The sequence below is a fragment of the Pseudovibrio sp. M1P-2-3 genome (assembly GCF_031501865.1).
GTDB classification, from domain to species: domain Bacteria; phylum Pseudomonadota; class Alphaproteobacteria; order Rhizobiales; family Stappiaceae; genus Pseudovibrio; species Pseudovibrio corallicola.
On the sequence record NZ_JARRCW010000001.1, the window covers coordinates 2,469,455 to 2,483,007 of the forward strand.

The window sequence follows — 13,553 nt, forward strand, 5'->3', positions numbered from 1 at the left end:
CTCTCGTTTAGGCGTAGCTGCCTTTTGCGCCTACAATCTCTGTCAAAGAAACGCCAAAGCGTGAGTTATCATCTTCAACAACAACGATTTCTCCGCGTGCAACAGTGCGGCCATTCACCACAATATTCACCGGCTCACCCACACGGTGATCAAGAGGAATAACAGCGCCGCGGCCTAACTTGAGAAGGCTGGCAACCGGCATGGTTGCAGAGCCTAGAACGACCTGCATATCAACAGGAATACCAAGAACAGCTTCCAGATTCCGATCAACATTGGCATCACTCAGCCCAGAATGATTACTGGAGGAAGATTGCTGCGCAGGCTCGGCGGCCATTGCATCTTCCATGGACATATCTGCCTCAGCTGCTGCTGCTTCCCACTGGGCAGCAAGGGCCTCATCACTCATATCGTTGGAGTTTGACATGATCTGCCTTTCATAAGTCTTAGATATTAATCGTTTTTATTAACGGAACGAAATCCAACGCCCTGCCCAAAGGAAACTTTGCGCACGCGCAAACTTTGATTATCAACAGCTGATACAGCTTCATTCTGTGCGGTTTTTTTCGGAGTAGATGCAAGCATTTGCGCTACGGACTTAACCTGCTTCTTACGCCCTTTTTCGTCTTTCTCACCGCCCAGTTCATCCGGAATATGATAGGACTGCCCCTCTGTATTTTTAAGACGACCAGTCATACCTCCAGCCTTACGAGCTTCCCGCTTCAAGGCTTCGATACCTGCCTGCACATCTCTCATCTCTGCTTGCGCCTGAGCGATGATCGTATTCATATCGGCTTTGGTCTGATTGGCTTCATCAATCCTCTTACCCAAGGTTGTGATAATTTCCTCACCACGAACCTTCAGCTCTTGAAGACTAACACCAATCTGCTCCATCGCATCCGACGTTTGATCAAAGATTCGCTTGTAGTCCTCATGGTGACTAGAGAGAATCTTCAGCTGTCGATACATAACAACAACGCGCCATGTGGTTATTGCCAATGCGAATAATACAAATCCATCAATTAGATAGGATGTCATCTAATAGTTCCCCTTCCTGCTGCACCAATTCATCCACTCTTACAGTGTATGAACCGGAAACCTGCCCAAGTTTGCAGTTAAACAGCGGCTGACCATTACAATCAATACGTACAGGGGTTTTAGGGGTTGCATTCAATTCAAGTACAAGCCCCACTTCGAACTGCGCAACTTCATTCAAAGTTAGGCGCTGTTCCTCAAGAACGGCAGTAAGGTTAACTTCTGTACGTTGGATTTCGCTCTGGAACTGCTTTGTCCAGCGTGTATCACGGCCAGAAACCTCCCCAGAAAGAACTTGTGTAAGATTCTGGCGAAGCGGGTTAAGAGCAGCTTGCGGAAGAATTACGAAGATCTCCCCTTCCCTGCCGATAACTTCTGCATTCATCTGGCACAAAACGCAAGGATTACTACGGCGACCAGTCTGCGCAAATTCCATGCGCGTTTCCAAACGCTCAACGATCAAGGTTGCATCAACGATTGCACTGAAAGCATTTTCAAGTGCAGAAGCTGCTTCTTCAAACATCCGGCGCGCCAAACGATGTTCTACGTTTGTGAGCGCCCTGTCTTCCATATAGTCTTCTTCTTCTCCATCTCCGCCCAACAGCAGCTCAATCATGGAGTGAATAAAAGACTTATCAAAACCAAGCATAATACGCGCATCCCATTCGGGAGCGTGGATAACTGCTATAACAGCCTTATCCTCATACTTGTCCAGCGCATCACCAATCCGCTCATTTGAGACCGATTGCACCGCGATATAAGGGGCTGATGCTGCCATCTGGCGGAGTGTATCAATATACTGCCTCGCCATTCTATCGAAAACCACATGCAGCATCGGCAGACGGTCAACACCAATACCACCAGCGTCAAGCAAGCGAGAAGGCAGATCAAACTTCATTCCACCATCGTCAACGGCTGAATCATCGAGTACCTGTTGCATTATTTCGCCCCCGCACCAGCGTTCATAGTTTCTTGTTCAACTTCATCAATGGTTGGACGGTCTTCGTCTGCAATTGTCTTGCGGCCATATTCCAAAGCAATCTGTGGCGCGGCCCCATTCATAAACGCGAGGAGCGTTTGCTTCACTTCAACGTACAAATGAAAACGACGTTCGCGAACAGACTTAATCTTGTTAGCAATTGGGCTAACAACGCCATAAGAAAGAAAAATTCCAAGGAATGTACCAACCAGAGCCGAACCAATCAGCGCACCCAGAATTTCAGGCTCCTGATCGATTGCGCCCATTGCCTTAATGATCCCCAGAACTGCCGCAACAATTCCGAGCGCCGGAAGCGCTTCCGCAACAATATTCAGCGCAGCATAAGGCTTCAATTCTTCCCGTCCGAGCGTATGAAGCTCTTCATCCATCAACGATTCAATTTCATGAGGACGCACATTCCCAATAACAATCAAACGGAAATAGTCACAGATAAAGCTCGTCAAATGCTTATTAGACAAAACTCTAGGGAAACGCTGGAACAAATCCGATTCCGTTGGGTTATCGATGATTACCTCAACATCATTACGTCCCTTGGCCCGCATCACCCGCATCAAATCATAGAGAACTGTAAGAGTATCCAAGTGATCACGCTTGGTAGGCGCCTTACCGGTCAGGGCTTCACGTATCCCCACACCTGTATCTTTTATGACTTTAAATGAGTTAGCGACAATAAAGGTACCCAGCGCAGTTCCTGCAATGATCACAAACTCGAAAGGCTGCCACAAAACAGAGAGATACCCCCCCATTGCCACGTAACCACCCAGCATCGATACGACGATAATCGCAAATCCAACTAAAAAATTCAAAATACACCCCATCGCTACTGGAAGGTTAACTACTGAACTAGGGTATTTATCGATCATTGCTTGTCCGAAACTGGCGATTAAAACTACAGCTTCAGGCAAGGCAAAAAACGGATACTCCAGCCGAATATGACCTTCTAGGTCTCTTCTTTGTCTGCGGGATGTTTCAATATGCGGAATATTAGTATTCAATACGCTTTGGTTACTTCGATCAAAAATACGGCCGATAATTCCATTTCCGCCTTACCCCTCAGAGAATTAAGAGATTTATCAAAGTTCCTTTTCACCAAATTAATTCAAACAAACTAGGCGGATAATATTATGGAATCAGGTCTTTACGTTTCTTTGTCCGCACAGCTATCTCTAGAGCGCCGCATAGACACGGTTGCCCGCAATGTGGCCAACATGAATACTGCTGGTTACAAAGCAGATGCGGTGAAGTTTTCGACAATTCTGTCAAAAGCTGGCTCAGATCCAGTTGCTTTCGCTTCAACTGGCGATACCTACATTTCTAGAGGTGCAGGCAGCGTTCAGCAAACCGGCAATGCGCTTGATGTCGCAATTGACGGTGATGGATGGCTGGCAATGGAGACTGGAAACGGCACCGGATATACCCGAGATGGACGTATGCAAATGTCCGCAGACGGAATCTTGCGGACTATCTCTGGAAATCCAATTATGGATGCTGGCGGTTCGCTCATCGCGCTCGACCCTCTGGGAGGTGCTCCAAGCATCTCTAAAGACGGAACAGTTTCACAAGATGGCGCGCAGGTTGCTGTTTTGGGGCTCTTTGAAATTCCAGAGGACGCGAACCTCAGCAGGGTTGGAAGCTCTGGCGTCCTTTCCGATAAAACTGCGAATCCTATATTTGAATTTACAGATAACGGGTTTCGCCAAGGTTACATCGAAGGGTCCAATGTTAACCCACTTATGGAAATGACGAAACTCATTACAATTACCAGAGCATTTGAGAGCGCCAATTCAGCCATTCAGAAAATGGAGACAACACGGCAAACTGCTATCCGTGATCTGGGAGAAGCTTAATGCTTGTTCAAGAAGTCAGCTCCAACAGCCCCTCAACGACACTTGAAGGTACTAATGGTGGTGTAGGAAGATCAAGTTCTACTAAGACTTCAACCACAGCACTCACCTTCTCAGAGTTTATTGATATTATAAACCCACTCCAACACATCCCAGGAGTAAATACACTCTACAGGCAAATCACAGGTGACGAGGCTTCAACACGAGCGCGCGCCGCAGGAAGTGTTGTGTATGGCTTGGCGGCTGGCGGCGCTATCGGTGCAATTGGCCTGATGAGCGCCAATTTTGGTGAGATGGCTTTAACGGGGCAACTCGCATTGGGTAAATCCAACGAACCGAGTGATGCTTCGAATGCATCTGGGACTCTAACCAGTACAGTAAATACAGACGATGGTGATCTACAGTTTTCCTCTGTGGAAGAAAGTAGCACAACAGCGGCAGCCCAGCTTCTTTCTAAGGTAATGCTGGAAACCGACAATACGCCACAAAATGAGCCGAAAGCTAATGAGGAACAAACAGATCTTTCTCGCGTTAAAAGTCTTAAATTGTCAGCAGCTGTAAGCGACCCACGGAACGTACTTCCTCTCGAAGTTCTCGAAGCCCTTCATAGCAAACACTTAGAATTTTTCGATAATGAATCCTCTTGATACGCTAAAGGCAATTGCTCACCAAGTCCCTAAAACTGGCTGGGACGTGGAGCTAAGCGGCACAGTGAACGAAGTTACCCCCAGCTTCTTGAGGGTTAAAGGCCTTTCCAGTGAAGTAAATCTAGGGGAGCAAGTTTCCTACCCCACCGATGATGGCACCCATTACGGGGAAGTCATTCGTATTGATAAAGATAGCGTAGTTATTAAACCCTACGCACCTCGTATCGATCTTGGGTTGGGGACGCGAGTTACGAGATGTGGTGAATTAAAGGTCTCTCCCCATGAGAGCTGGCGCGGAAGAATAATCAATGCGCTGGGGCAACCCATTGACGAAAAGGAGCCTCTGACCAAAGGCTTCAAAAAAGTCTCATTTGACGCCCTACCCCCAAGCGCGATTTCCAGAGCCCGCGTAACAAAGGCTGCGCCCACAGGTGTGCGGGTCTTGGACCTCTTTACCCCACTATGTCACGGACAACGCATAGGGGTTTTCGCCGGATCAGGCGTCGGTAAGTCTACAATTTTGTCAATGATTGCACGTAGTAACTCTTTTGATACCGTTGTTATCGGCCTTATTGGGGAACGCGGCAGGGAAGTACGAGAGTTTATTGAGGAAACTCTTGGTGATCAGTTAAAGAAGTCAGTTGTGGTTGTCGCGACCGGAGACGAAAGCCCTATGATGCGGCGACTTGCCCCGAAAACTGCTGTAACTATGGCTGAGTTTTTTCGGGATCAAGGCGATTCAGTACTCTTGGTCGTTGACAGCGTTACCCGGTATGCCCACGCGCTGCGCGATGTCGCGCTAGCCGCTGGTGAGCCTGCCCTCTCACGAGGCTATCCACCTAGTGTATTTTCTGACTTACCTGCACTTTTGGAAAGAACAGGCCCTGGGCAAGAGGGATGCGGCATGATTACTGCCGTATTCTCTGTTCTAGTTGACGGAGACGATCATAACGACCCCGTGGCGGACAATATCCGAGGCCTTTTGGATGGGCATATCGTTCTAGACCGCCATATAGCGGAGGAAGGGCGTTATCCTGCGGTTAACCTTCTGTCCTCCGTTTCGAGGCTGGCACATAACGCTTGGTCCCCCCAAGAGCGCGAGCTCATTTTAAAACTACGCTCAATGGTAGCAAAATTTGAAGATACAAAAGACCTTCGAATGATGGGAGGCTATAAAGAGGGAGTAGACCCCCTACTTGATAAGTCTATAGACTTGGTTCCCAAGTTATATGAGGCCGTCTCCCAAGGTCAAAACGCGCCGAGCAGCACGGACCCTTTCGGGGAACTTGCCAAAATGCTTTAGAGCTCGTCTAGGATAGAGTGCCCTGAGGAAATTGTGGACACGTACAAAAGACAGGAGCTCGTAGCGTTCACGCGCTACGCTCCTGTTTTGTTTTTGGCCACCATGATTACAGCCAGTACCTATTACTGATAAAGCTTCCAGATAATTAATCACACACAACTGAATAAAGACTGCTAGGAAGTTGTTATTTGGCTCTGTGAGAGCACAAGCATGGAACGCCAAACATGCGAGCGCTGAATGGATTAAGCTTAAAGCTCATTTAAAAAGCAGATCTATAGAAAAGAATATTCCAAATAATAAAGGGGCAATCGTATGCCCCTTCGCCATCATTTTATCAGCATATTCGAAACTTACGTATTGGCATTTATAATATAGCCAAGGTATCGCTTGGAATCGATAGGATCATATCCCATTCTTGCGCGTAATTTTTTCCGCAACTTACTAATGTGACTTTCAATCACATTCTCATCTACTTCGCTTTCAAAAATACCATACACGAAATTGTATATTTGCGTCTTGGTCAACCGCCGCCCGTTATTGCGAGCTAAATACTCCAGTATCCTTCTCTCTCTCCTTGGTAAAGCTAAGGAGCTGCCAGCTGCCTCCGGATCACGACCATCAAAGAACACTGTCAGGTCTCCAATGGAGACGCACATGGACTGTGAAGTTGAGCGGCGACGAATTGCATTTACGCGCGCCAAAATTTCCTGAACGTGTACAGGCTTCCTCAAAACATCATCGACGCCTGCTGCAAACCATTTTAATGTTAAATCAAGGTTCGGCGCACTTTCCAAAACAATAATAGGCTTTTTTTGACATCGCCTACGGATAGTCGCCGGGAAGAACTGTTTTTCGCCACAATCTCCAACTAGGATCGCCTCAACGGCATCAAAGTCAGTGTCAGGAGCTGTCTCGATCCATTCCAAAAAATCATCTGGAGTAAAGCCACTTGTTGAAATGCCTTCCCTCTCAAAACCAGATGCATAACCCTCTGTAACAAGCTGTTGCTCATCTACAATTAGATACATCTACCCCACCCGATAATCCCATTTATTCTGCCTTGAAGTATTACGAGAAATCACCACCTGTCAAACGAGTAGCACATAAAATTACACGCCTAAACAAATTCAATTTTAAATTTTTTTTATCCCAGCACACCATTTTTGAATTGTTTCATTTTTAGTAAACTCTCGGGAATTTTCAAAAAACTATATTATTTCGGGGACTTACTCTCATATTTTCGGGCAAATCAATCAATACAAGAAACAGCATGAATTAAGAACATCTGTTCCTTTTGAATATATTCAGAGGAATTACGAAAATAATTTCTATCAATTTTAGTTGGGAATAACTCAGAGAGAGGCCCGAAACAGAGCCTTTTCACCCTAAAGTATTTTTGGAAATGTTAGTGCGAACAGAGTTATGAGGGGTCAAATGATAGGATATTCTAGCCGTAACCTAGTAAACCTTCGTAGTACTTTTGTATTATATAAGGAAAAATATGCATACAAAAGTATTCCCTCAACTTCTCAACTCTCCCCCCTTTCCAACTGAGTTACAAAGGACTATGACAAGCTTAAACTAGTTAAGAGAACCTCAATGAGACCGCACGGTCATGGAGTAGTGCTGCAATGATAATTACAGTTATTGGTTCTGGGTATGTGGGCCTTGTTTCCGGGGCCTGTTTTGCCGACTTTGGTCACACGGTAATATGCGTAGATAAACAAGCAGATAAGATCGAAACGCTTAAGAGCGGCGGTATTCCCATATATGAACCCGGTTTAGATGATCTGGTTAAAAGAAACCGGGAAGCCGGACGTTTGACATTTACAACGGACTTGGCCAGCGCGACTGAAAAAGCGGATGTCATCTTTATCGCCGTTGGCACTCCGTCCAGACGCGGCGATGGGCATGCGGACTTGCGTTACGTCTACCAAGCCTCAAAGGAAATTGCTCAATCAATTAAGGGCTTCACTGTTGTTGTAACCAAATCCACGGTTCCTGTGGGGACCGGTGACGAAGTTGAACGTATCATACGCGAAGCAAACCCCTCCGCTGATGTGGAAGTGGTATCCAACCCCGAATTTTTGAGGGAAGGCGCCGCAATTGAAGACTTCAAACGGCCAGATCGAATTGTCGTAGGGCTTTCCAGCAAAAGAGCTGAAGAGGTTATGACTGAAGTCTACCGGCCTTTGTATTTGAATCAGTCTCCTTTGGTGTTTACTTCGCGTCGGTCTTCCGAGCTCATAAAATACGCAGCGAACGCATTTTTGGCGATGAAAATTACCTTCATCAATGAAATTGCAGACCTGAGCGAAGCTGTTGGAGCAGATGTACAAGACATTGCCCACGGAATTGGCTTGGATAATCGTATAGGCTCAAAGTTCTTACATGCAGGCCCTGGATATGGTGGCTCTTGTTTTCCGAAAGATACCCTAGCACTGGTAAAAACAGCTCAAGATTACTCTTCGCCGATGCGCCTTATTGAAACAACTTGTGCTATTAATGATTTGCGCAAGAGGTCAATGGCAAAGAAAGTGATTGCGGCTTTGGGTGGAGACGTGCGAGGGAAGAAAATCGCCGTGCTCGGTCTCACGTTCAAGCCGAATACGGATGACATGCGCGACAGCCCCTCACTTTCAATTATTCAGGCCCTACAAGACCGGGGTGCCCACATCGCGGCCTACGACCCAGAAGGAATAGAAAGTGCTTCCCAGTTGCTTGAGGGTGTCCAATACGGCAGCAATTCCTATGAGGTAGCAAAAGATGCCTCTGCACTCGTAATCATCACCGAATGGAACGCCTTCCGCGCGCTGGATTTTACCCGTCTCAAGGAGACCATGGCAAAACCAGTGTTGATTGATCTTCGAAACATCTACGGTAAGGACGAAATGGAGCGTCATGGCTTCCAATACCACTGCGTTGGGCGTCCTGAGCAAAAAATTATTGACTAACTACTTTAGGTAATCTCGCTGCTCCCATTGGAGCAGCGACCGCTCCTTTCCCATCCAGCCAAATTAAAATAAGGCGTTTTAACAGAACGGATCCCGCCATAAGAGGGCTTTGTCAGGTTCTTCAGCCAAGCATAAAAGCCGCTTGGATGGATGCACAGGCAGCGGCACTTCGACCGCACCGAAAAAACGGAGTGATGCTCAGCAACGAAGGCGTACCTCACTTTGCATCCTTGGCGAAGTACGCGGTTGCCTTTTTTAGGATATCACGCTCCTCGGTGACACGAGCCGGCGCCTGCTTCAGTCGCCTGTTCTCCGCAACCGGATAGCCTCACTTGGTGATTTGCATCACCGCATCTCGTTTGAAATCATCGCTGAAATTACTATTACCCATACTGACCTCCTTGCCTCAAATTTAGGAGACAAGGCGTCTACAAATCTAGAGGCTATTCAAACTACTGTATTCAAATGTCCTTCTATAGGCCGGCCCTGCGACCCGCCCATGAAATGTGTTGGGTCCAGCTGGTGGTCAATCTATGTATTCGGCTTTGCTTTTGCTGAGCAAGACTTTGTATCAACAGTTCCGGCGTTGTCTCCCTAAGACTATTTATATCAATGCAGTACATATACTTGGCAAGACAAATATATACGAGCTCATGAAGCTCTCGTTTCTTCTGACGCCGTGCAATACTAACCCGATCATTCGTTAGTCCCCACCCCGAATAAAAGGGGAGCCCGTATGTGGTAACTGAAACACCCCGAATAAGAGCTTCAAACCCTGTTAAGGACGAAAAAGTGGCTACTCTGTCTACTTTTTTAAAATGATCTACCACACTGCCCGAACTAACGACGGAATCACAAAGATCGGAGCATACTTGTTCTCGTATTTGTCCTTTCCTGAGCCCCGCTTGTACGTCCGGATGAGGCTTGTAAACAATAAAAGCATCCGGGAAGTCATTTCGAACTGCTCTCAACAGGGCCTCATTAATGTTTTTTGCTCTGCTACCTTTTGGAAGACCGGATATGGACTGTATAACACCCTGATCATCTGAAACCTGACCAGCAACCAGAATAACTTGCCTTTTACTCTCTTCAATTCTTATTGGGTTTGTTCGCCTGTCCCAGTTATATTTTGTTAGTTTTGTACTCCTTAAAAGCTCAACCATGCCTTTTGCACGAGTAACCTCTAACGGACTGAGGCAGTAGGTATTAAGCAGAACCTCCAAACGGCTTGCTTTTGCGGCACTATAATAAATACCCTGATCATCCAAAGAAAGAGCGCCCCCCCTTGCCAACCCTGCTCCCAGACCAACAGAACGAATAAAACCATCCTCTATATTTAGCAGTGGGATTTGGGCTTTATCAGTGAGAGACAGGACTTCATCATTGTTTAATGATGCCCAGCAAAGAAGTTCTGCATTCCGTTTCTTTGCAGTTGTAATTGCGCTCTGAATGTTACCTGAGAAGACAACGGGGGCCTTTCCCCCGAAAATGGAAGTAACAGTTTTTCTATTCCAGAATTTTACCCCGTAGCATACGTAGGTTTTTAACCTTAGTTTCTCGATACGCGGCAGTTCTTCCATCAAATGAAGAGCATCTGTGACTGAAATACACCTTCTTTCGGATACAAGAAAGTAGGTAGAAAGCTCACTCAAGATCGCGGGGAGAGGATAATCGAACCTAGGAGTACAGCCTAGAGAATCTAGGCATTTGAGTAATGGAATTTGGTCAGCATGCCCGCCGAGCTCTCGAAACTTGAGAACGAAGTACGGCTGTTTTCCCTCAATAGAGGGCCTCAGTAACATTAGCTTATGAGCAAGAGCCTCCCTTAAACTGTTCGCACTAGTAAGCTGTTTAAACTCCAGCCGGACCCAGCTGAAGCTTTCCAGTCGCGGCACTTCACTGTTAAAACTTAGAGCGCTGAGGGGCCCATCACACATCAGAAGCAGATTTTTCCCGCTCCCCTTCGCTTCTTGAAAGATTTCTTCTCTATCCTTAGCCTCAAAGCTACAAAGTATGGTATCGCAGAAAAAACGAGGTATATGAGAAGTTGCGGATGCATTCAAAGCATGCTTGACAGCAAGTTTCCGCTTTGGAGAGAGCGTTTCTTGATTGTGTATGAAGTTCACACAAGAACCCCCATTTTCCTCGCCTTCTCCAGCCTTGGAGGTACTTGCCCCGGTTTTGGAGTAAACTTGAAACTGCGTTGCACTATTTTATGAGCCATATTGATAGCCGCGACTGAAACACCAAGCCGGTTATGTATAGTCCCCTTCACTTGTGTCTCTTCCATTAAAACTCTTAGGAAAGATACTAGGAGTTCATTATTCGGTAGCATGCCTGACCTCCAGAACCTATCAAGAGGTCCATCAAAGGTTAGACCTTCAACATCGTAGATTGCTGGTGACAAGCATTTGACAGGTACATTCGCTCGCAATGCATCTAAACCGGCCGTCGAGTTGATTGTTACAACACCGGCACATAGCTCTAGAATATTTTCCAGATTACCATCATCAATGAAGGCTACTCTATTCTGGACGCCGAATTCAGTGGAAATTCTTCGAACTACCTTTTCCCAATTTATATACCCACAGTCCAGCGGATGGCTCTTGAAGATGAGGGCTTGGTTGGAAGTTGCATTATTTTTAAAGGACTTGATCACTTCTTGAACCGCTTCCAACTGATCAGCGTATTGAGAATAGCGCCGAATTGATAAATCTCCCTCCAGCTGTAAAGGAAAGAGAAACACGGAGTGGTCATTTTCACGAAGTTGCCCAAGAGTTTTTCGCATACTCAATTTCCTAAGCGGTGCTTTAAGAAAACGCCATGCCCATAAACTATACTCCAAAAAAGGGTGATAAAGTGTATGGCGGCGATAATTTGGAAATAGGACTTTGCCGAAAATATTGAGGCCATTGTAAAAAATATCTGGAAGCGCAACCAAATAAAACTGGCTGGGGAAATCGGAGTGAATTCTAATTGGAGGCGTTTGACTTGTTCGCTTATATAGACTCTTCGCATCATCCGGAATCCAGCTGTTACAGGTTAATCCCCCTGCTTGAATTGTCATATATCCGGGCCGAATAATTCCCATCTCGGTTACAACAACAAAAATATCTCTTTTCTGTGCTTCTTGAATGGCAATCCGGTGATACTCGCGTTGATCCGAATGCAAGACAAGGTCTGTAATCCTGTATGCATCCAAAAAAGAGCCAACATAGCGCGCCCAAGCATTCAAATCCCCTTTATAGCTGTAAGCCTCTTTCCCCCACCAGTGCCATAAATCACCAAGACATAAGTTAATACGATAAACCCCGACACCCTGAACCTTTAACTGCCGGCCGATCATCCGATAGAGAGGTGAAAGTGGTCCTTGCAAAAACAACACGGTTCTCTTGCTGTTATTCTGCATCTAGTTCCCCTCTCCCTAAATCTCTTGGTCTGACTTTTCTACCTTCCAGCTACTTCGAACACGCCCACCTCGGTCACGAGTTGTTATTTGCTCCAAAAATGAAATTGGAATTCCCATTTTCCGTGCTTGTTTCAGACGCGGCGGTTCCTTGGAAAAACTACCGAAACTTTTATCTGAACCATCAAGCAATCGATCAGCGGCTATCGACGCGGCAGCCTTTCTGCCCTCTTTGGTGTAAAAGTTTCCCCTCACCTGCGAAGTTGCAGCCAATACCCTCTCAAACTTCGTTAGTAGCTTTTGATCGGGTGGCGTTGGGCTTACCCAGAACTCATCCAAAGACTGCTGGTAGGTTATCCCCTTCATATCAAAGACAGCAATTCCCAAAATTTTGACAGGGCACCCCAATCGCAAAGCGTGTAACCCCGTGGTGCTGTTTACCATGATAGCGCCTGACGCTTTTTCCAGAAGGTCAACGAGGTTCCCTCCGTCAATCACATGAATGCGACGTTTTACGCCATACTTTTTAGCTGCCTTCTTGATCAGCTTAACCCAAGGCTCAATACCGTTATCAAGTGGATGAATTTTAAAAACCAATCTCACTGCTTTAGGAGCAGCTTTTGCAAAGCTCTCCAAAACAAGATCAATTGCTTCACCAAGATGGATGAAACGTGAATTGTATCTAAGCTGATAATCACTTTGCAATTGCAGAGGAAAAACAAAGAATCTGGAACCACTTTCAACCACATCTTCAATAATCATATTGGCTGCTTTATTTTTACGTCCAGATAGCAGCAAGCGAGGCAGAATACTTAAATACTCAGCAAGGGGATTATAAAACTTATCCCTATCAAAGCGTAGATAGCCCCAAGGCACAAACAGATTTGAGAGGTTGTAAATTACTTCGCCAACTGCCTCCAACCAAAACGGATAGGGGTAGATAACCTCCCTCTCTACCGGACCTGCATCTATAGCCAGTGCCCTGATTGCTTCCGGACTTGATGGTATTAATGAATAGGCCCCCATACCGTCACGTTCCAGTGTGATCCAGTCAGGTCTTAAATACCCAAACTCATAGGTGTAACATTGTACACCAAGTGTTCGGCAAAGCTCCAATGCCGCCGCATGATATGGAAAGCGATCCTGATAATAAACGACATCTGTAACGGCATAAGTTTGAATAAAGCGACTTAAGTACTTGGGCCATTCCAACAGTGAGCCGCGATAAGACCTAGAACGTTTACCACGCCAAAAAAGCCAATCTCCGAAACAAAAATTTATGCGATAAGTTTTTGATCCACGCTTCTCTATTTCATCGGCCAATTCCTTAGCAAATACAGAAGGGGGCCCTTGCAAGAATAAGAAAA

General features: G+C 46.2%; 12 protein-coding genes and 1 pseudogene. 4 read left to right on the forward strand and 9 right to left on the reverse strand.

Annotated features, from left to right (window positions below):
• Positions 1-7 precede the first annotated feature (7 nt).
• The 4 genes from fliN to motA are packed head-to-tail and all read right to left on the reverse strand — an operon-like array spanning position 8 to position 2,838.
• Positions 8-424 (reverse strand): flagellar motor switch protein FliN, encoded by a 417-nt coding sequence (gene fliN / locus P6574_RS10755; RefSeq protein ID WP_310620278.1) that lies wholly within the window; start codon positions 422-424, stop codon positions 8-10.
• Positions 425-450: 26 nt separating this feature from the next.
• Positions 451-1,035, reverse strand: coding sequence for a hypothetical protein (locus P6574_RS10760; protein ID WP_310620279.1), 585 nt, complete (start codon positions 1,033-1,035; stop codon positions 451-453).
• Positions 1,016-1,972, reverse strand: a complete 957-nt coding sequence (locus P6574_RS10765) for a flagellar motor switch protein FliM (protein ID WP_310620280.1) — start codon at positions 1,970-1,972, stop codon at positions 1,016-1,018. The genes P6574_RS10760 and P6574_RS10765 overlap by 20 nt, the downstream gene beginning before the upstream one ends.
• Entirely contained in the window at positions 1,972-2,838 is an 867-nt protein-coding gene (motA, locus tag P6574_RS10770) for a flagellar motor stator protein MotA (protein ID WP_405048142.1), read from the reverse strand. The genes P6574_RS10765 and motA overlap by 1 nt, the downstream gene beginning before the upstream one ends.
• A gap of 318 nt (positions 2,839-3,156) precedes the next feature.
• On the opposite strand from motA, the gene flgF reads away from it, so the two are divergent.
• The 3 genes from flgF to fliI are packed head-to-tail and all read left to right on the forward strand — an operon-like array spanning position 3,157 to position 5,826.
• Positions 3,157-3,879, forward strand: a complete 723-nt coding sequence (flgF, locus tag P6574_RS10775) for a flagellar basal-body rod protein FlgF (RefSeq protein ID WP_310620281.1) — start codon at positions 3,157-3,159, stop codon at positions 3,877-3,879.
• On the forward strand, positions 3,879-4,523 hold the full coding sequence (locus P6574_RS10780) for a hypothetical protein (protein ID WP_310620282.1): 645 nt from the start codon (positions 3,879-3,881) through the stop codon (positions 4,521-4,523). Before flgF ends, P6574_RS10780 begins: the two co-directional genes overlap by 1 nt.
• Positions 4,510-5,826, forward strand: a complete 1,317-nt coding sequence (gene fliI, locus P6574_RS10785) for a flagellar protein export ATPase FliI (protein ID WP_310620283.1) — start codon at positions 4,510-4,512, stop codon at positions 5,824-5,826. The genes P6574_RS10780 and fliI overlap by 14 nt, the downstream gene beginning before the upstream one ends.
• A gap of 350 nt (positions 5,827-6,176) precedes the next feature.
• On the opposite strand, the gene P6574_RS10790 is transcribed toward fliI, so the two are convergent.
• A complete protein-coding gene (locus P6574_RS10790; RefSeq protein WP_310620284.1) occupies positions 6,177-6,854 on the reverse strand; it encodes a response regulator transcription factor in 678 nt (225 codons plus the stop codon).
• Positions 6,855-7,457: 603 nt separating this feature from the next.
• Here P6574_RS10790 and P6574_RS10795 point away from each other — a divergent pair.
• The gene (locus tag P6574_RS10795) at positions 7,458-8,780 is read left to right on the forward strand and encodes a UDP-glucose dehydrogenase family protein (protein ID WP_310620285.1); all 1,323 of its coding nucleotides are present in this window, start codon (positions 7,458-7,460) and stop codon (positions 8,778-8,780) included.
• A gap of 116 nt (positions 8,781-8,896) precedes the next feature.
• On the opposite strand, the pseudogene P6574_RS10800 reads toward P6574_RS10795, so the two are convergent.
• The 4 genes and pseudogenes from P6574_RS10800 to P6574_RS10815 all read right to left on the reverse strand — a co-directional run.
• Positions 8,897-9,171, reverse strand: a pseudogene (locus tag P6574_RS10800) (IS3 family transposase); the annotation flags it as partial.
• A gap of 82 nt (positions 9,172-9,253) precedes the next feature.
• Positions 9,254-10,360 carry a capsular polysaccharide export protein, LipB/KpsS family gene (locus P6574_RS10805; RefSeq protein WP_310620286.1) on the reverse strand — a complete coding sequence of 369 codons (1,107 nt, stop codon included), beginning with the start codon at positions 10,358-10,360 and terminating at the stop codon, positions 9,254-9,256.
• Between the two features lie 542 nt (positions 10,361-10,902).
• Positions 10,903-12,189, reverse strand: coding sequence for a capsule biosynthesis protein (locus P6574_RS10810; RefSeq protein ID WP_310620287.1), 1,287 nt, complete (start codon positions 12,187-12,189; stop codon positions 10,903-10,905).
• A 15-nt stretch (positions 12,190-12,204) separates the two neighbouring features.
• Complete coding sequence (locus tag P6574_RS10815) at positions 12,205-13,509, reverse strand: capsule biosynthesis protein (protein ID WP_310620288.1); 1,305 nt, start codon at positions 13,507-13,509, stop codon at positions 12,205-12,207.
• Positions 13,510-13,553 lie beyond the last annotated feature (44 nt).